The sequence below is a fragment of the Devosia sp. A369 genome (genome assembly GCF_054489345.1).
Genome location: NZ_JBTMWV010000008.1, coordinates 157,500 through 174,947, shown reverse-complemented (window position 1 = coordinate 174,947; position 17,448 = coordinate 157,500). Strand labels below are relative to the sequence as shown.

At 65.2% G+C, this 17,448-nt stretch carries 16 protein-coding genes; 11 read left to right on the top strand and 5 right to left on the bottom strand.

The window, feature by feature from the left end:
• Positions 1-28 precede the first annotated feature (28 nt).
• Positions 29-481, top strand: a complete 453-nt coding sequence (locus ACX3OZ_RS12470) for an Lrp/AsnC family transcriptional regulator (RefSeq protein ID WP_459094618.1) — start codon at positions 29-31, stop codon at positions 479-481.
• Here the strand turns inward: ACX3OZ_RS12470 and ACX3OZ_RS12465 are convergent.
• Genes ACX3OZ_RS12465 through ACX3OZ_RS12450 form a run of 4 tightly spaced genes read right to left on the bottom strand, consistent with a single transcriptional unit; the run spans position 478 to position 5,160 of the window.
• On the bottom strand, positions 478-2,007 hold the full coding sequence (locus ACX3OZ_RS12465) for a putative N-acetylmannosamine-6-phosphate 2-epimerase (RefSeq protein WP_459094619.1): 1,530 nt from the start codon (positions 2,005-2,007) through the stop codon (positions 478-480). The two genes, ACX3OZ_RS12470 and ACX3OZ_RS12465, sit on opposite strands and share 4 nt — an antisense overlap.
• Complete coding sequence (locus tag ACX3OZ_RS12460) at positions 2,004-2,999, bottom strand: Gfo/Idh/MocA family protein (protein ID WP_459094620.1); 996 nt, start codon at positions 2,997-2,999, stop codon at positions 2,004-2,006. Before ACX3OZ_RS12460 ends, ACX3OZ_RS12465 begins: the two co-directional genes overlap by 4 nt.
• A complete protein-coding gene (locus ACX3OZ_RS12455) occupies positions 2,996-3,949 on the bottom strand; it encodes a Gfo/Idh/MocA family protein (RefSeq protein WP_459104621.1) in 954 nt (317 codons plus the stop codon). Before ACX3OZ_RS12455 ends, ACX3OZ_RS12460 begins: the two co-directional genes overlap by 4 nt.
• 53 nt (positions 3,950-4,002) lie before the next feature.
• The gene (locus tag ACX3OZ_RS12450) at positions 4,003-5,160 is read right to left on the bottom strand and encodes an N-acetylneuraminate epimerase (protein WP_459104620.1); all 1,158 of its coding nucleotides are present in this window, start codon (positions 5,158-5,160) and stop codon (positions 4,003-4,005) included.
• Positions 5,161-5,355: 195 nt separating this feature from the next.
• Here ACX3OZ_RS12450 and ACX3OZ_RS12445 point away from each other — a divergent pair, with 195 nt between their 5' ends.
• The 7 genes from ACX3OZ_RS12445 (at position 5,356) to ACX3OZ_RS12415 (ending at position 12,546) form a co-directional block, all read left to right on the top strand.
• The gene (locus ACX3OZ_RS12445; protein WP_459094623.1) at positions 5,356-6,078 is read left to right on the top strand and encodes a FadR/GntR family transcriptional regulator; all 723 of its coding nucleotides are present in this window, start codon (positions 5,356-5,358) and stop codon (positions 6,076-6,078) included.
• 14 nt (positions 6,079-6,092) lie between these two features.
• Positions 6,093-7,679 carry an ABC transporter substrate-binding protein gene (locus tag ACX3OZ_RS12440; RefSeq protein WP_459094624.1) on the top strand — a complete coding sequence of 529 codons (1,587 nt, stop codon included), beginning with the start codon at positions 6,093-6,095 and terminating at the stop codon, positions 7,677-7,679.
• 79 nt (positions 7,680-7,758) lie between these two features.
• Positions 7,759-8,718, top strand: a complete 960-nt coding sequence (locus ACX3OZ_RS12435) for an ABC transporter permease (RefSeq protein WP_459094625.1) — start codon at positions 7,759-7,761, stop codon at positions 8,716-8,718.
• Position 8,719: 1 nt separating this feature from the next.
• Complete coding sequence (locus tag ACX3OZ_RS12430; protein WP_459094626.1) at positions 8,720-9,616, top strand: ABC transporter permease; 897 nt, start codon at positions 8,720-8,722, stop codon at positions 9,614-9,616.
• A gap of 24 nt (positions 9,617-9,640) precedes the next feature.
• A complete protein-coding gene (locus ACX3OZ_RS12425; protein ID WP_459094627.1) occupies positions 9,641-10,558 on the top strand; it encodes a dihydrodipicolinate synthase family protein in 918 nt (305 codons plus the stop codon).
• A gap of 3 nt (positions 10,559-10,561) precedes the next feature.
• Positions 10,562-11,572: an ABC transporter ATP-binding protein gene (locus ACX3OZ_RS12420; RefSeq protein ID WP_459104619.1), complete on the top strand. Its 1,011-nt coding sequence runs from the start codon at positions 10,562-10,564 to the stop codon at positions 11,570-11,572.
• A gap of 2 nt (positions 11,573-11,574) precedes the next feature.
• Positions 11,575-12,546: an ABC transporter ATP-binding protein gene (locus ACX3OZ_RS12415; RefSeq protein WP_459104618.1), complete on the top strand. Its 972-nt coding sequence runs from the start codon at positions 11,575-11,577 to the stop codon at positions 12,544-12,546.
• Positions 12,547-12,548: 2 nt separating this feature from the next.
• Here ACX3OZ_RS12415 and ACX3OZ_RS12410 read toward each other — a convergent pair whose 3' ends face one another.
• Positions 12,549-13,523, bottom strand: a complete 975-nt coding sequence (locus ACX3OZ_RS12410; RefSeq protein WP_459094630.1) for an MBL fold metallo-hydrolase — start codon at positions 13,521-13,523, stop codon at positions 12,549-12,551.
• A gap of 217 nt (positions 13,524-13,740) precedes the next feature.
• On the opposite strand from ACX3OZ_RS12410, the gene ACX3OZ_RS12405 reads away from it, so the two are divergent.
• From ACX3OZ_RS12405 to ACX3OZ_RS12395, 3 genes are all read left to right on the top strand, one after another.
• The gene (locus tag ACX3OZ_RS12405) at positions 13,741-14,490 is read left to right on the top strand and encodes an electron transfer flavoprotein subunit beta/FixA family protein (RefSeq protein ID WP_459094631.1); all 750 of its coding nucleotides are present in this window, start codon (positions 13,741-13,743) and stop codon (positions 14,488-14,490) included.
• 9 nt (positions 14,491-14,499) lie between these two features.
• Positions 14,500-15,429 (top strand): electron transfer flavoprotein subunit alpha/FixB family protein, encoded by a 930-nt coding sequence (locus ACX3OZ_RS12400; RefSeq protein WP_459104617.1) that lies wholly within the window; start codon positions 14,500-14,502, stop codon positions 15,427-15,429.
• 210 nt (positions 15,430-15,639) lie between these two features.
• A complete protein-coding gene (locus tag ACX3OZ_RS12395) occupies positions 15,640-17,295 on the top strand; it encodes an electron transfer flavoprotein-ubiquinone oxidoreductase (RefSeq protein ID WP_459104616.1) in 1,656 nt (551 codons plus the stop codon).
• The last annotated feature ends 153 nt before the right edge of the window (positions 17,296-17,448 follow it).

The following is a 17,448-nucleotide window of genomic DNA, read 5'->3' as shown; positions in this document are numbered from 1 at the left end:
GCCGCCGTCGCCGTTACGAGGAGTTTTGATGGACGCGATGGATCTGAAAATCTTGCGAGCCCTGCAGGCCGAGCCGGACCTGTCGATGGCGGCTTTAGCCGATAAGGTCGGGCTGTCCCACACGCCGTGCTGGCGGCGGATCAAGAAGCTCGAGGCCGACGGCGTCATCCTCAAGCGCGCGCTGCTGCTTGATCCCAAGGCGGTGGGTCTGGGCGTCAACGTCATCGCCCAGCTGCATTTTGCCCGTCAGGACGAGGAAACGCTGGAGGCGTTTGAAAACGCCGTCAGCAAGCATCCGCAGATTGTCGAGTGCTTCTCGATGAGCGGCGAGAGCGATTATCTGCTGCGCGTCGTGGCGCAGAGCATCGAGGACTACGAGCAGTTCCTCAAGAAGATCATCCTGCATCTGCCCGGCGTGTCGACGGTCAACTCCAGCTTCTCACTCAAGACGGTCAAACTGACCACCGACCTGCCAATCTAGCGGGCACCACCAGCCAGATCGGCGATCCCGACAATGCCGGCATTGGCCCCCAGCTGCGCCGCGACGATCTGCGGCCGCAGCACCGGGGCAATCTGCTCCAGCGCCGCATCGATGGCGGCGCGGAATTCCGGCAGCAGGCCAATGCCGCCGCCCAGCACCACGATTTCGGGGTCAACCAGTCGCTGCAAATCCACCAGACTATGGGCCACGCGCTGCGCCGCCGCCGCGATCAGCTGCCGCGCCGTCCCATCGCCCGCCGCACCGGCGGCAAACAACGCGCGGGTATCACCGGCCATGCCAGATGCCTCTGCGCTGGCGGCCAGCGCAAAGCCTGAGGCCTGCTCTTCCAGCCGCGCGCCGCCGGTCGCGCCCTGCACCTGTCCCAGACTGCCGGTCAAACCCCGCGCGCCCTCGATCAGCCTGCCGCCCAACACCAGCCCGCCGCCAATTCCCGACGACACGGTGACAAACGCCAGATCGCGGCCCTTACCAGCGCCATGGCGATATTCGCCCCAGGCGGCGGCCTGCGCATCATTGCGGGCGATCACCGGGCAACGCAGCCGCGCCTGCAATTCAGCCACCAGCGGCGTGCCGGCCGGGATGTCGAGCGTCTGCGGATTGAGCGCCGACCAATGCCCCTCATGCACCAGGCCGGTGACAGCGGCCCCGGCGCGGGTGAAACGTCCTTCCCAACCATCGGTCAGGCTGGCGATGGCGTCGAACCAGGCTGGGCTGGCCACGGCCTGCGGCGTCGGCAACACGCGTTGTTCGAGAATCTCGGCTCCCCGAACCAGCGCCGCCAGGGCCTTGGTCCCGCCGATATCGAGGGCGAGCACGGTGTCATCAAGGCTGGCGCGCGCGCCTTCCACGGCATCGCGGAACCAGTTGGTCACATGCTCGGTGCGGGTGATGGCGGAGCCGACGCAAACAGCGCTGGCCCCGGCCCGCATGCCGGCAGCGGCGGTGTCGGGCGCATTGTAGCGGCCTTCGGCGACCACCGTACCGCCCAGCGCCCGGCAGGCGCTGACGAAATCGAGATCGGGACCAGCGGGGATCGGCCCGCCGGTATAGCCGGACATGGTGGTGCCCAGAATATCGAAGCCCATCGCCTTGGCCTGCCTGGCTTCGGCGATGTTGGAGAGGTCCGCCATCGCCAGCCGGCCGCGCGCCTTGATGGCCGCCAGCAACGCCGCCACCGGCACCGGGCGGGGCCTGTCGGTGGCGTCAACGGCAATGATCTGCGCGCCGGCATCGGCCAGCGCTTCGACATCATGCAGGAACGGGCTGATCCGCACCGGCGAGTCATCGAGGTCGCGCTTGATGATGCCAACCACCGGCAGGTCGCACACCGCCACCACGGCCGCGACATTCTCCGCGCCTTCGATGCGCAGCGCGCGCGCCCCACCGTCGCGGGCCGCCAGCGCGAAAGCCACGATGGACGGGATAGTATCAAGCGGACCGTCATCGACCGGCTGGCACGAAACGATCAGGCCGCCTTCAAGGCGCTGCAATATGGAAGAGGTCATGGCTGGCTTGGCTCCACGGTAATTTCCCGGCGCTCCTGGCTCGAAAGCTGGGCGGCCGCAATGATGGCGACGAGATGCCGCCCATAAGCTGCATCAACGGGCGAAGGGCCGCCCGCCTTTATCGCGTCGATAAACGCCTGCCATTCGCGGCGCACGGCCCCGTTCATCGGGTCGGCCTCGGGGCAGGGCAGGTCGCGCCAGGTCCCGTTCTCGCCTGCGCGCAGCCGCCCGTCCAGATCAACCGCCAGCGTGCCGCCCTCGCAGACCAGTTGCAGCGCCGAAGTCATCGCGCCATCGGCATAGCCAATGCTGCTCACCTGTCCGAACCGCCCATCGGCAAAGCGCAGGTTGATGAAGGCTGTGTCGTCGGCATGCTGCTGGTGAAACGCCGCCGACATCAGCGCGCTGACGCCGGACACCCGGCCGCCCATCAGAAACACCAGCCGGTCCAGCGCATGGATGCCGGCCGTCATCAGCATGCCGCCGCCGGTTTCCCGCTCCAGATGCCATGGCTGTCGATTGCCCTCCATCCACAGCTTGATGAAAGCGCTGGTGCCGGTGATCGGGCGGCCCAGCGTGCCACTGGCCAGAAAATCGCTGGCCGCCAGCATCGGCAGAAAGAAGCGCGGCACATGGCCGATCATCAGACTGCCCGATGAGCGACCCGCGGCCGCAGCGATGGCGTCGCAATCCTCCAGCGAGACCGCCATCGGCTTTTCCAGCAGCACATGCTTGCCGGCGTCGAGCGCGGCGATGGCAATGTCGCGATGCAGATCATGCGGCGTGGCGATCACCACCGCGTCGACCGCGCCATCATCGAGCAAGGCCCGCCAGTCGGTATAAGGCGTTCCGCCATGCGCCTGGGTGAAGCTGGCGATCCCGGTCGCGTCATTGCGGCAGGCGGCAACCAGCCGGGCCCCGCTCACCCCCGCCAGCGCCTTGGCATGCACCGCGCCGAAATGCCCGGCGCCAATAATTCCAACGCCGATCATGATCGTGCCACCGCGTAAATATCATCGATCAGGCGCATGGCGCCCACATAGTCGTCGAGCGTCACCAGTGGCGACCGCCCGTCGCGCAGCCGCGCCAGCGTGTCGGCCATGAAGGCGCGATAGCGCAATGATGGCAGCAGCGGCGGCAAGGCATAGGGACCATTGGCGCCGGGCGCAAAATTGATCACCCGGCTGCCATGGTCGATGCAATAGCGCGTGGCGGTGGCGGTGCGCCATTCAAAGTCGCCGCCGGGCGCCAGGTCCGGCACCGTATAGCCGGCCTCGACGGTGAACAGCGCCCCGGCCTCGTCAGCCAGCACCACATGGCTATGGTCCTCCACCGCCTCTTCGTCATGCAGCCGCTTGGCCAGTGTCGCCGAGACAATCCGCAATCTGCCGCGCGCCAGGCTGAGTGCGCAGTCGATGCCGTGAATGCCCAGATTGCGCAGCGCCCCGCCGCCGCCAATCGCCGGATCGAGCACCCAGCCCACCCCGTCATCGCAATAGCGCTGTGGCGGACCGTTGACGATGCGGAAATGGGCATGCGCCACGGCAGCGCCTTCCAGCCCCTGCATGGCCGGGCTGAAGCGGTTGGCCAGTGGCACGGCAACAAAGGCGCTGTGCCGCTGGGCCATTTCCGCCAGGGCGTTCAGCGTCGCGCTGTCGGAGGCGGCCGGCTTTTCCAGCACCATGGGAATCTCGGCCGCGAGCAGGCGGGCGGCGAGGGCCGGCACCTGCGCCGGATGTCCCATCACCACCGCCAGGTCGGGGCGCGCGTCGATAATCGCGTCGAGCGACGCCACCGGCGCCTGTTCATTTTCGTCCGAAAAGCGTTGCGCGCAGGCCAGATCCCAGTCCCAGAGCTGAGAGATGCGGGCACCGGCGTGGCGAACCGCGTCGGCATGCATGGCAGCGTGCCAGTGGCTAACACCGAGAAGGGCAATGTTCATGCGAAACTATCCGTAGTGAAGGGGCGGCACGAGGCGCCGCCCCAGCTGTCGAATTATTCGTCGAAACCGACACTCGCGCCATCCCAGCGCATCAGTCGTACATCGGCGCGCGGCGCGCCGGTGCCGTCTTCGCCGCCCACCAGCAACACGCCTTCGGGCAGCGAGAAGCTGGCGCCATAACCCATGGCTTCGGGCAGGGCGCCCACCTGGCTCCAGGCGCCGTCAACCAGCGCATAGACTTCGTCGCGCCAGGTCTTGGTCAGGCCTTCATGGGCAAACCATTTGCCGGCCTGGCTGTTGTCGCGGGCGCCGGGAAAATTGGCGCCACCGGTCAGCAGCACAACGTCGCCGATCTTGCCGGCATAGGCGCCGGCCACGCCCTCCTGCACCGCCGCCGAGCTTGGCGCCGGCAGGCTGGCCTGCGCCTCCCAGGTCGCTGCTCCATTGGCGAGGGTGATGGTCTTGACCTCGTCGGTGCGCAGCCCCGGCTTGATCTCGCCATTGAGCAACAGGAAGCGGTCATTGCCCAGATCGACGAAAGCCGCGTCGCAATTGGGCAGGAACGGGTTCTCCCCCAGCTCGCCCCAGCTATTGCTGGCCGGGTCATAGCTCAGCAGCGTGTCGTTCCACTGATAGAATTCGGGTGGCTGCGCCATATAGCCCTGCACCAGCGCGGCATATTTCTCGGGCTCGGCCTTGCTGTCGGTGGTGGCGACATCATGCAGATAGGCGTCGAACAGCGTCTTGTTATAACCGCCGGCCACGACGATGCGGCCATCGCTGGTGGCCATGGCGCGGGCGCCGGACAGCCCGGCCGGGGTCACCGTGTCCAGTTTGCTCCAGCTGTCGGCTGCGGGGTCATAGACATAGGCAGTGTCGTAGATGATCGGCGAGATGGCGTCGGGCGTCGCCTTGCCATTGCCACCGAAGATATAAAGCTTGCCGCCGGTCGCCACCGACGCTGCGCCGCTGGTCGGGCTGCCGATGAAGTCGGCCCGCTCGGTCCAGCCGGCGGCGATATTGTTGAGGTCGAGTCCGTAAAGCGCCTGACCGGCGCTGCCCAATCCCACCAGGATGGTGTCGCCGATCTGGGCCGAAACCCCGCTTTTGATGCCGACCGGAAGGTCGGGCCACTGCTGCGCCATTGCCTGTGTTCCTCCGAATGCCGTGGTCAGAACCAGGGCGCATGTCAGGGTGCGTAATGCCGTCATTCTCGTCCTCCTCGCCGCAAAACCTCCGCCGCGGCCTGTGGATAAAATGATGGGATATCCCATAAGTCAATATCACATAGCGGTAAAGCCAACAAGGAGCTTGCGGGATATCCTACAAGTTGCTATAGGACAAGTCGCCAGGACGGCTGAAGGGTGTTAAGGCTCGACCGAATACCTCACAGCAGGAGACCCGGAATGAGTGTCAAAAAATCGATAAAGCCGCTGAACAGGCCTCCTTTGCTGCACGTCACCGTGCAGGAGAGTCTGCGCGACTATGTCGAGGCCAATGACCTGCAGGCCGGCGATGCGCTGCCGCCCGAAACCTTCCTCGCCCAGCAGCTCGGCGTCGGTCGCAACTCGGTCCGCGAGGCGATCAAGGCGCTCGAATCCATCGGCATCCTGGAGACCCGCCGGGGTATCGGCGTCTTCGTCAAGGAATTCTCCTTCCAGCCGCTGCTCGACAATCTGGCCTACGGGCTGGGTGGTAGCCTGCGCGATATCGAGGAACTGCGCGAAATTCGCCGCGTGCTCGAAACCGGACTGATCGGCAAGACCATCGACATGATCCCGCCCGAAGATATCGCCGAACTGCAGGCGGTGACGCAGCGCATGCGCCAGCGCGCCGAGCGCAACGAGAACTTCGCCGAGGAGGATCAGCAGTTCCACGAATTGCTGTTCCGCTGCCAGAACAACCGCATGCTCACCGGGCTGATCGAAGTGTTCTGGCGCGCTTTCTACAAGGCGTCCGATTTCGCCAATCTGACCAATTCTGATCCGCTATCGACCTGGCGCGATCACCACGAAATCGTCGAGGCGATTGTCGCCCGCGATGTCGAGAAGGCCCGCACGCGCCTGGACGAACATTACCAGGGCATCATGCAGGTCATCGAGAACAACAAGCAGACTTTGAAGACGTAACGGGGAGGATACCCATGACACTGAAAGCCTTTACGCGTTCTTTTGCTATCGCGGCACTACTTGGCGCCACCGCGCTGACCCTGCCGGCCATGGCGCAGGACCCCAGCACCATCACCGGCGGTTTCGACGTCGGTCCGGGCGGTTTCCAGGGCAATTTCAATCCGCTCGCCGCGACGAGTGGCCTGACCTGGCTCAGTGTCTATTACGAACCCCTGGTCATCTATAATGCCGAGCTGACCCAGCTCGAAGGCGCCCTCGCCAGCGAGTGGTCGCTCAGCGAAGATCAGACGGAAGTGACCTTCAAGCTGGCCGAGGAAACCTGGCATGACGGCGAGGCCTTCACCTCGGCCGACGTCAAGTTCACCCTCGAACTGGCCAAGAATGCCGCTGCTGGCAGCGTCTTCGCCGCCCGCCTCGGCAAGATCGACGCGGTCGAGACGCCCGATGACCGCACCGTCGTGCTCAAGCTCAGCGCACCAGACACCGGCCTGCTTTCGGTGCTCGCCCAGGTGATGATCCTGCCCGAGCATGCCCTCTCCGGCATTGCCCCCGAAGCCATCGCCACCAGCACCTGGTGGGCCACCACGCCCATCGGCACCGGCCCGTTCAAATTCACCAAATATGTCACCGACCAGTATGTCGAGCTGGCCGCCGACGAGGATTACCGCCTCGGTCGCCCGCTGACCGACCGTCTCATCAACCGCTATTTCGACAATTCGGCTGCCGCCGTGTCGGCCCTGCGCGCTGGCGAGATCGACTTCACCTATGTCGAGCCCGATGACGCCAAGACCTTCGCCGGCAGTGCCGATTACACGGTGATCGAAGGCGCCTCCTTCGTCGTCAACTATGTCGGCTTCAACCACAAGGTGCCGCTGTGGGATGACGTGCGCGTGCGTCAGGCCTTCATGCATGCCATCGACCGCGAGGCCATCATCGACAGCCTCTATGGTGGTGCCGCCGAGGCCGCCAATTGCGGCTACGTCGCCGACCATCTGGTGCCGGCCGATATCGACCCCTATGCCTATGACCCGGAAAAGGCCAAGGCGCTGCTGGCCGAGGCTGGCTGGGCCGAGACCAATGGCGACAAGCCGATCACCTGGCTGACCTATTACAACACGCCGCTGGCCGCCAACGTCATGGCCGCGTCCCAGGCGATGCTGGCCCAGGTCGGCATCAACGTGGTGCCGCGCGTCGTCGATACGCCGACCTATAACGGCATCGTCTACAAGGAAAACAACCCGGACTGGAACGAGTTCGCGCTGGTCTATGCCGGCCTGCAGAACGGTCCGAACCCCGCCGGCATCAATGTCGGTCTCAACCAGTCGCAACTGCCGCCGAACGGCGCCAACATCATGCGCGTCGAGAGCCCGACGCTGAGCGCCGCCTTCGACACGGCCCTCGGCGAAACCGATCCGGCCCAGTCCGATGCCCGCTGGCAGGATGTCTGCCGCGTGATGAACGCCGAACTGCCCTGGGCGACCATGTGGGTGGCGAACCGTTATGGCGTCGCCTCCAACGATCTGGTGGACTTCGTCTGGACCCCGGCTCCGGCGGGTGGCCCCTTCGCGTCGCATCCGGAAAAGTGGACCAAGTCCGAATAAGGCAAGGCTCCCTCCCGACCTTGCCCCACAGGTGGCGCAGCTCTGGCTGCGCCACCTGCCTCAACCCAGCGGTGACGATATGACCATTTTCATAGCCAGGCGCTTGGCCATCGGCCTCGTAATGCTTGTTGCGCTGAGCGTGCTGGTATTCATCCTGCTGCGCCTGGCGCCAGGCGATCCCATCGACGCCTATATCAATCCGCAGTCGCCGCTCTCGCCCGACGCCATCCAGGCGCTGCGTGACCGTCTCGGCCTCGATGCACCCCTGCCGGTGCAATATTTCGGCTGGCTGCGCGAGGCTGTCACCGGCGATCTTGGCTTTTCCACCCAGCGCATCGGCGTGCAGGTGCTGCCTTTGGTGCTGGAACGCATCGGTCCGACCTTGCTGCTGATGGCCGCCGGTCTGCTGATCGCAATTACTGTCGGCGTCGGCGCTGGCATCATCAGCGCCGTCCGCCGCAATTCGCCCACCGATATCGGCTTTTCCGTCGTGGCCTTTGTCGGCATTTCCAGCCCCGCTTTTCTCACGGCGCTGCTCGGCCTCTATTTCTTCTCGGTGCAACTGCGCTGGGCGCCCTCGGGCGGCATGCTGACGCCGGGGGCGAATTTCTCCATCGGCGATCTGGTGTCCCACCTCATCCTGCCGGCCTGCCTGCTGTCTATCGGCCATGCGGCGCTGATCATGCGCTATATGCGCGCCTCGCTGCTCGAGGTGCTCAATCAGGACTATGTCCGCACCGCCCGCGCCAAGGGCGTCCGCGAGTTCTTCGTCATCGTCAAGCATGCGGTGCGCAATGCGCTGCTGCCCGTCGTTACCCTGATCGGCTCGACCATCGGCATCGCCATCGGCGGCGCCATCTTTATCGAGAGCGTGTTCAACTGGCCGGGCATGGGCCTGCTGCTGGTCAATGCGGTGGAGACCCGCGACTACCCCGTCATCATGGGTGCAACCCTGGTCATCGGCGCCTGCGTCATCGTGGTGAACCTGTTGACCGACATCACTTACGCCGCGGTCGATCCGCGCATCCAGGTGGGCTGACATGAGCGTTTCAACATCAACCGCCCCGACAGCGCCGCGTTCGACCAGCAAAGGCCCCTGGGCCCGCGCCTGGGACCGCTTCCGCTCCAACGGCGCCGCGCTGGCCGGCCTGCTCATTCTGCTGCCGATCCTCGTCGCGGTGGTCAGCTATCCGCTGTGGTGGCCCTATGCCCCCAACGATATTGATCTGCGCGCCCTCAATCAGGGCCCCGGTCCGGTCCACTGGTTCGGCACCGACGGCGTGGGCCGTGATGTGTTGGCCCGCCTGCTGCAGGGCGGTCGCATTTCGCTGACCGTGGCCATTGTTTCGGTCGCCATCTCCATCGTCATCGGCTTCCTCGTTGGCGCCATTGCCAGCTTTGGCGGCCGGCTGGTCGATAATGGCGTGATGCGCCTCGTCGATCTGGCGATGACGCTGCCGCCGGTGATTTTCCTCCTGGTCCTGGCCTCCATCGCCGGCACCGGCGTGCTGCCGACTATCCTCGTCATCTCGCTGCTGTCCTGGCCGGTGCTGTCGCGCATGGTGCGGGCTCGTCTGATGGAGCTGCGCGAGCGTGACTTCGTCGTCGCCGCGCGCGGCATGGGCGCCTCGATGCCGCATCTGCTGTTCCGTCACGGCCTGCCCAACAGCATCGACATTCTGGTGGTCTATGCGACCCTCCAGATCGCCAATGCCATCCTGCTCGAAGCCGGCCTCTCCTTCCTCGGCCTGGGCATTGCCCCGCCCGAGGCGAGCTGGGGCAACATGCTCAACGCCGCCCGCTCCACCATCGTGCTCGAACAATATGTCTGGCAGTGGATGTTCCCCGGCGGCGCGCTGGTGCTGACCGTGCTGGCAATCAACTTCCTGGGTGACGGGCTGCGCGATGCCTTTGACCCACGATCCGACCTCAACTGATCTAGAACCTCACAGGGTACAACTATGACTACCTTTCACGGCGTCGTTCCTCCCGTCGTCACTCCGCTGACCGAAAATTATGAAGTCGACTACGTCTCGCTGACCCGCGTCGTCGAAAATCTGGTCGATGGCGGCGTGCACGGCCTGTTCGTGCTCGGCTCCAGCGGCGAAGTGGTGTTCCATGACGATGCGACCCGTCGCAAGATCATCGAGCACACCATCAAGATCGCCAATGGCCGCGTGCCGGTGCTCGCCGGCACCATCGATCCGACCACTGACCGCACCATCGGCCACGCCAAGGCCGCCCAGGAGCTGGGCGTCGACGCCGTGGTGGTGACCGCCCCCTTCTATGCCCGCACCAGCCAGCCCGAAGTGGCCGACCACTTCCGCTATGTCCGCGACGCCATCGATGTCCCGGTGATCGCCTATGACATCCCGGTGTGCGTCAACATCAAGCTCGAACGCAAGACCACTGTGACCCTGGCCCGCGAAGGCGTCATTGCCGGCCTCAAGGACTCCAGCGGCGATGACGGCAATTTCCGCTTCTGCCTGCTCGACCTCGCCGACCTGCCGGATTTCTTCCTGATGACCGGCTCGGAAATCGTCGTCGACAACGCCCTGCAGATGGGTGCCCACGGCGTCGTTCCCGGCCTCGCCAATGTCGATCCGCATGGCTATGTGCGCCTGTGGAACCACGCCAAGGCCGGCAATTGGGACGCTGCCCGCAAGGAGCAGGAACGCCTCTGCCGCCTGTTTGAAATGGTCTGGGTCGCGCTGCCGCGCGTCAGCGCCGGCTCGGCTGGCGTCGGCTCGTTCAAGACCGCCATGCAGCAGCTTGGCATTATCGAAACCAACATCATGGCCCGTCCGCAGCGTCGTCTCGATGCCGCTGAAACGTCCAAGATCGTCGAGCTGGTCCGCGCTGCGGGCCTGATGGGCTAAGCCATGATGCCCGAACCCATCCTCGACATCAGCGATCTGCGCACGGTGTTCCGCATCGGCGGCCGTGAAATCGCCGCCGTGCAGGATCTCACCCTGACCATCGCGCCGGGCGAGACCGTCGCCTTGGTGGGTGAATCGGGTTCGGGCAAATCGGTCACCAGTCTCTCCATCATGGGCCTGTTGCCCAAAAAGGTGGGACGGGTGGCCAACGGCCAGATCGCGTTTCGCGGCAAGTCGGGCGAGGTCAGGGATCTCGCCCAGCTCGATGCGGAAAGCCTGCGCCGTATCCGCGGCAATGACATCGCCATGGTGTTCCAGGAACCCATGACCAGCCTCAACCCGGTCTATACCATCGGCGAACAGATCGCCGAGCCGATCCGCATCCATCTCGGCCACTCGCACAAGCAGGCAGCCGAGGAGGCGGTGCGGCTGCTGGCGGATGTCGGCATTCCCGACCCGGCCCGCCGTGCCACCCAATTCCCGCATGAATTGTCGGGCGGCATGCGCCAGCGCGCCACCATCGCCATGGCGCTGGCCTGCGATCCGGCCCTGCTGATTGCCGACGAGCCGACCACGGCGCTCGACGTGACCATTCAGGCGCAAATTCTCGAACTGCTGGCCAAGCTGCAGGCCGAGCGCGGCATGGCCATGCTGTTCGTCACCCATAATCTGGGCGTCGTCGCCGAAATCGCCGACCGCGTCGCGGTGATGTATGCCGGCCGCATCGTCGAAACCGGCACTGTCGCCGAGGTTTTCGCCCATCCGCGCCATCCCTATACCAAGGGGCTGTTGCGCTCGGTGCCCCGGCTGGGCGAGGCGACCGCGCTCAAGCGCGCCGGTACGCCGCTGCCCACCATTGCCGGCGCGGTGCCCAGCCTCGCCAATCTTCCGCCGGGGTGCTCCTTCGCGCCCCGCTGTCCCTATGCGATTGACGCCTGCGCCGTGGCGGTGCCGCCCTTGGCCGATACCGGCAACGGCCAGTTGAGCCGCTGCATCCGCTGGCAGGAGCTTTGAGCATGAGCGAGCAACCGTTTCTGTCCGTCACCGGGCTGACCAAGCATTTCAAGCCGGCCACCTTTTCGCGAGGGCCCGTGGTGCGGGCGCTCGAGGATGTGTCCTTCGATGTGCCGCGTGGCAAGGTCGTCGGCCTCGTCGGCGAATCCGGCAGCGGCAAGACCACTATTGGCCGCTCGGTGCTCCGCCTGATCGAGCCTACTTCGGGCAGCGTCCGCTTCGATGGCGTCGAAATGACCAGCCTGTCATCGCGCGAATTGCGCCGGCAGCGGGCGCGCATGCAGTATATTTTCCAGGACCCCTTCGCCTCGCTCTCGCCGCGCATGACCATCGGCCAGATCCTGATGGAAGGCCTCGAAATCCAGGGCATCAAGCCGCGCGAAGCCCGGGTCGAACGCGCCAAGGAGGTGCTGGCGGCGGTGGAACTGCCGATCGACGCCTTTGACCGCTATGCCCATGAATTTTCCGGTGGCCAGCGCCAGCGCATCGGCATTGCCCGCGCTCTTGCGCTCGAGCCCGAACTGATCGTCGCCGATGAGCCGGTGTCGGCGCTCGACGTCTCCATTCAGGCCCAGATCATCAACCTGCTGCGCGACCTGCAATTGCGGCTTGGCCTGACCATGCTGTTCATCTCGCATGATCTGGCGGTGGTCGAATATATCTGTGACACGGTGATCGTGCTCTATCTCGGGCGCATCATGGAAATCGCGCCCTCCGAGACGCTTTATGCCAACCCGCGCCATCCCTATACCCGCGCCTTGCTATCAGCCATTCCCGAGCCGGTGCCCGGTCGCTCCAGCGCGCGTCAGGTACTGACCGGCGATATTCCGAGCCCCGCCAATCCGCCCTCCGGCTGCGTCTTCCGCACCCGCTGTCCCATGGCTATCGAGGCCTGCGCCGCAGTGGTGCCGCCGCTCGAAGAGGTCGGCGTCGGTCACAAGTCGGCCTGCATTCGCAACGCCGAACTGGCCTAGCTTCAGCGCCGCTCGAACCGGAACACGCCGTCATCATCGAGATGACGGCGCAACTGCCCTTCCCGCCAGAGGTGATTGGCCAGCGCCAGCGTCATGCCGGGCAGCAAATCGCCAAACCGCCCCACGGTGCGCGCCGAAAACACCAGCGGCGCCATCTCGAAGCAGCTCAAGCTGCCGCTGAACCCGGCCAGCAGCCGCGCCAACCGCTTGTCATGGCCCTGCCGCAGCGCCACGGCGTGCCGGGCAATGCCGGAAAACGGCACGCCATGGCCCGGCAACACCAGCATGCTGTCGGGCAGGGCGCTCAACCGGTCGAGAAAGGCGAAATATTCGCTCAGCAGATCGGCATCCTGCTCCGCCGGCCCGGCCGTAATATGCGGCCCCGAGCCCGGCAATATCTGGTCACCGGCCAGCATCAAACTCTGATCCTTTGCGATCAGCACCGCCGCTTCGCTCGAATGCCCGCCCCCCAGCAACACCTGCCAGTCCATGCCGCCCAGCCGCAGCTCCATCCCATCAGTCAGCGCCACGAAGTCTTGGGGAAACGGGTCCAGCATGGTGTAGTCGATGGGCTCGATTGCCTGCACCGCCGCCGCCTCCGGCCCCAGCCGGTGCAGAAATCCCCACAGCCGTTCCCGGCGCTGCGCGGTGGTCGCCGCGCTTTGGGCGACGAGATGGGCATGCTCCTGCGCCGTCATATAGAGCGGCGCGGCATGCCGTTGCATCAGCGCCGCGCTCTGCCCGGTATGGTCGCGATGCATATGGGTGCCGACCACCGCCTCGACCCCAGCCACCTCGCCCGCCGCCTCGGCCTGCGCCCACAGCGCCGCCGTCGCCGCATCGGGCATGCCGCTATCGACAATCGCCTGCTGCCCCGGCGCGCCGATGATCCAGGCATTGACCGAGAAAAACTGGCTCATCGGGCAGACCAGCCGCCGGACATTGGGCATGACGAGATCGAGAGGCAAAGGAGTCAACAGCACAGGCCTTTGGAAGCGTCGCGCCACCCCTGGGGTGACACGGCATGCGGCAAGCCCATCCCTGCCGCTCTCCGCTCGGACTAGCCGAAATCCCCCGCTACCGCCACCGGCCTTGAAATTGTATCGACTGTTAGATACAGAAATTTGCCGACCTTGCGCGTTGTAAGCGAGCCGCGTCGCCGGTACCGTAACGGACGAACAGGGAGAGTTCGCTGTGAAACTGATGGTCGCCGTCAAGCGGGTCCTCGATTTCAACGTCAAGGTCAGGGTGAAAAGCGACGGTTCCGGCGCCGATCTTGGCAACGTCAAGATGAGCATGAACCCGTTTGACGAGATTGCCGTCGAAGCGGCCGTCCGTCTGCGCGAAGCCGGCACCGCCACTGAGGTGGTCGCCGTCTCCATCGGCCCGGCCCAGGCCCAGGACACCCTGCGCAGCGCGCTGGCCATGGGCGCCGACCGCGCCATTCTGGTCAAGACCGATGCCCGCATCGAGCCGCTCGCCGTCGCCAAAATTCTCAAGGCCATCGCCGAGCGCGAACAGCCCGACCTGATCATTCTGGGCAAGCAGTCCATCGATGACGACAGCAACCAGACCGGCCAGATGCTGGCGGCGCTGCTGGATCGCCCACAAGCCACCTTCGCCTCAGCGCTGACCATCGAGGGCCAGACCGCCACCGTCACCCGCGAAGTCGATGGCGGGCTCGAAACCATCAGCATCGACCTGCCGGCCATCGTCACCACCGATCTGCGCCTCAACGAGCCGCGCTACGCCTCGCTGCCCAATATCATGAAGGCCAAGAAGAAGCCGTTCGAGGAAATCGAGCTGGCCGAACTCGGCGTCGACATCACCCCGCGCCACAAGGTGCTCAACGTCGCCGCCCCGCCGACGCGGCAGGCCGGAATCATGGTCGCCAGCGTCGACGAGCTGATCACCCGGCTCAAAACCGAAGCCAAAGTGCTGTAGGAGCCGATGATGAGCATTCTTGTTGTTGCCGACCACGCCAATGGCCATCTCGGCGAGGCCACCGCCCGCATCGTCACCGCCGCCAGCCAGATCGGCGGCGACATCCATTTGCTGGTCGCCGGCCTCAACTGCGCCGCCATTGCCCAGCAAGCCGCCAACATCGCCGGCGTCGCCAAAGTGCTGGTCGCCGATCACGCCAGCTACGAGCACCAGCTTGCCGAACCCCTCGCCACCCTGATCACCACCCTCGGCCAGTCCTACGACGTGATCATGGGGTCAGCCGGCTCCACCGCCAAAAACACCATGCCCCGCGTCGCCGCTCTGCTCGACGTGATGCAGGTTTCCGAAATCATCGAAGTTGTCGCTCCCGACATTTTCAAGCGCCCGATCTATGCCGGCAACGCCATCGAGACGATCCAGGTGCTCGACAGCAAAACCGTCATCACCGTCCGCACCAGCGCCTTCGACCCAGCCCCCTCCGGCGGCACGGCGAGCATCGAAGCTGTCCCCACCGTCGCCAGCGCCGGCGGCTCGCGCTTTGTCAGCCATGAGCAGGTCAAAAACGACCGCCCCGAGCTGGGCGCAGCCCGCGTCGTCGTCTCCGGCGGCCGCGCACTCGGCTCCAAGGCCGAGTTCGACCGGCTGATCCTGCCGCTGGCCGACAAGCTCAACGCGGCCATCGGCGCCTCGCGCGCCGCCGTCGATGCCGGTTATGTCGCCAATGACTGCCAGGTCGGCCAGACCGGCAAGGTGGTCGCCCCCGAGCTTTACCTCGCGCTGGGCATTTCCGGCGCCATCCAGCATCTGGCCGGCATGAAGGACAGCAAGGTAATCGTCGCCATCAACAAGGACGCCGACGCCCCGATCTTCCAGCTCGCCGATTACGGCCTCGTCGCCGACATTTTCACCGCCATTCCCGAACTGACCGAAAAGCTCTAGAGCTAACGTCATCCCGGCTCCCGATGCCATCCCGAAACTCTCCCCACCGTCACCACCCGGCTTGTCCGGGTGGTCCAGCAGGTGCGGAGGCAAAGCTGGATTGCCGGGACAAGCCCGGCAATGACGGGCGTAGGGGAATCTGGGTACAACTACCCCGCTGAGCTTCACCATCGTCCGCCGTGACGCGCATAAAACAGGAAACATACCCCGATGACCGAGCGCGAAAGCATGGATGTTGATGTGGTGGTCGTCGGCGGCGGTGTCGCCGGCCTCTCCGCCGCCATCCGGCTCAAGCAATTGGCCATGGCCAGCCAGACCGAATTGTCCATTGTCGTGCTGGAAAAATCGGCCGCCATCGGCGCTCATGTGCTGTCCGGCGCCGTCATCGATCCCATCGGTCTGGCCACCCTGTTCCCCGATTGGCAGGCGCGCGGCGCGCCGCTTACCACCCCCGTCACCAGCGACCGCTTTACCCTCTTGGGCAAGGCCGCCAGCTTCGGCATTCCGCAATTCCTGCTGCCGCCGGTCCTGTCCAATCACGGCTGCTACATTGCCAGCCTCGGCGCCGTCACCGCCTGGCTCGGCGAGCAGGCCGAAGCCATGGGCATCGACATCTTCCCCGGCTTTGCCGCCACCGAACTGCTCTATAATGAGGATGGCTCGGTCAAGGGCGTCGCCACCGGCGATCAGGGCGTCGGCAGGGATGGCCAGCCCAAATCCAGCTACACAACCGGCATGGAACTGCACGCCCGCTACACACTGATCGCCGAAGGCGCGCATGGCTCGCTGGCCAAGCAACTCATCGCGCAGTTCAAGCTCAGCGCCGATAGCGACCCGCAGCATTATGGCCTCGGCATCAAGGAAGTCTGGGAAATCGACCCGGCTTTGCACCGCGAGGGCCACACCGAACACACTCTGGGCTGGCCGCTCGATGACCGTACCGGCGGCGGCGGCTTCATTTATCACGCCGCCGACAACCAGCTGTTTTTGGGCTTCATCACCCATCTCAACTACGAAAATCCGCGCCTCTCCCCCTTCGAGGAAATGCAGCGCTGGAAGACCCATCCCCAAATCAAGCCGCTGCTGGCCGGCGGCAAGCGCATCGCCTATGGCGCCCGCGCCGTCACCTCGGGCGGCTGGCAGTCGATCCCCGAACTCGCCTTTCCCGGCGGGGCGCTGGTCGGCTGCGCCGCCGGCTTCATGAATGTGCCCCGCATCAAGGGCAGCCACACCGCCATCCTCTCGGCCATTGCCATGGCCGAGGAAGTGTTTGCCGCGCTGCAGGCTGGGCGCAGCAATGATCTGATCGCCGACGCCAAGCGCAAGGTCACCGCCGGCGCCATCGAGCGCGACCTGCATCTGGTGCGCAATGCCAAGCCGCTGCTCACCAAATTCGGCACTCTGCTGGGCATGCTGCTGACCGGCATCGATCTCTGGTGCCAGACTCTATTGCGCTTTTCGCCCTTCGGCACCCTGCGCCACCCCAAGCCCGATTACGCCTATCTGCGCCCGGCCAAGGATTTTTCTCCCATCGCCTATCCCAAGCCCGATGGCACCGTCACCTTCGATCGCCTGTCCTCGGTCTATCTCGCCAATATCGGCCATGACGAAGACCAGCCGGTCCACCTCAAGCTGACCGATCCCGCCGTGCCGGTGGCCTATAATCTGCCGCTCTACGACGAGCCGGCCCAGCGCTACTGTCCGGCCGGTGTCTATGAAATCGTTGAGATCGACGGCCAGCCCCAGTTCCGCATCAACGCCGCCAACTGCGTCCACTGCAAAACCTGCGACATCAAGGACCCGGCCCAGAACATCACCTGGGTCCCCCCCGAAGGCGGCGCCGGTCCCAACTATATCGGCCTGTAGCTAACCCGGAGCGCCGTACGCCTGACTAAGCCGGTGTGCGTGGCCCCACCCCACCCTCAATCCCTCCCCATCGAGGGGAGGGAGGCGCAGGTTGCGAGGCTGGTGTTCATCGTCTCCCTCCCCCTTGTGGGGAGGGATCAAGGGTGGGGGTGT

Coding starts and splice junctions, on each gene's coding strand:
- ACX3OZ_RS12440 (WP_459094624.1), top strand. CDS start 6,093: ATGACACTGAAAGCCTTTACGCGTTCTTTTGCTATCGCGGCACTACTT.
- ACX3OZ_RS12435 (WP_459094625.1), top strand. CDS start 7,759: ATGACCATTTTCATAGCCAGGCGCTTGGCCATCGGCCTCGTAATGCTT.
- ACX3OZ_RS12465 (WP_459094619.1), bottom strand. CDS start 2,007: ATGACCTCTTCCATATTGCAGCGCCTTGAAGGCGGCCTGATCGTTTCG.
- ACX3OZ_RS12400 (WP_459104617.1), top strand. CDS start 14,500: ATGAGCATTCTTGTTGTTGCCGACCACGCCAATGGCCATCTCGGCGAG.
- ACX3OZ_RS12470 (WP_459094618.1), top strand. CDS start 29: ATGGACGCGATGGATCTGAAAATCTTGCGAGCCCTGCAGGCCGAGCCG.
- ACX3OZ_RS12420 (WP_459104619.1), top strand. CDS start 10,562: ATGATGCCCGAACCCATCCTCGACATCAGCGATCTGCGCACGGTGTTC.
- ACX3OZ_RS12425 (WP_459094627.1), top strand. CDS start 9,641: ATGACTACCTTTCACGGCGTCGTTCCTCCCGTCGTCACTCCGCTGACC.
- ACX3OZ_RS12415 (WP_459104618.1), top strand. CDS start 11,575: ATGAGCGAGCAACCGTTTCTGTCCGTCACCGGGCTGACCAAGCATTTC.
- ACX3OZ_RS12460 (WP_459094620.1), bottom strand. CDS start 2,999: ATGATCGGCGTTGGAATTATTGGCGCCGGGCATTTCGGCGCGGTGCAT.
- ACX3OZ_RS12450 (WP_459104620.1), bottom strand. CDS start 5,160: ATGACGGCATTACGCACCCTGACATGCGCCCTGGTTCTGACCACGGCA.
- ACX3OZ_RS12455 (WP_459104621.1), bottom strand. CDS start 3,949: ATGAACATTGCCCTTCTCGGTGTTAGCCACTGGCACGCTGCCATGCAT.
- ACX3OZ_RS12430 (WP_459094626.1), top strand. CDS start 8,720: ATGAGCGTTTCAACATCAACCGCCCCGACAGCGCCGCGTTCGACCAGC.
- ACX3OZ_RS12445 (WP_459094623.1), top strand. CDS start 5,356: ATGAGTGTCAAAAAATCGATAAAGCCGCTGAACAGGCCTCCTTTGCTG.
- ACX3OZ_RS12395 (WP_459104616.1), top strand. CDS start 15,640: ATGACCGAGCGCGAAAGCATGGATGTTGATGTGGTGGTCGTCGGCGGC.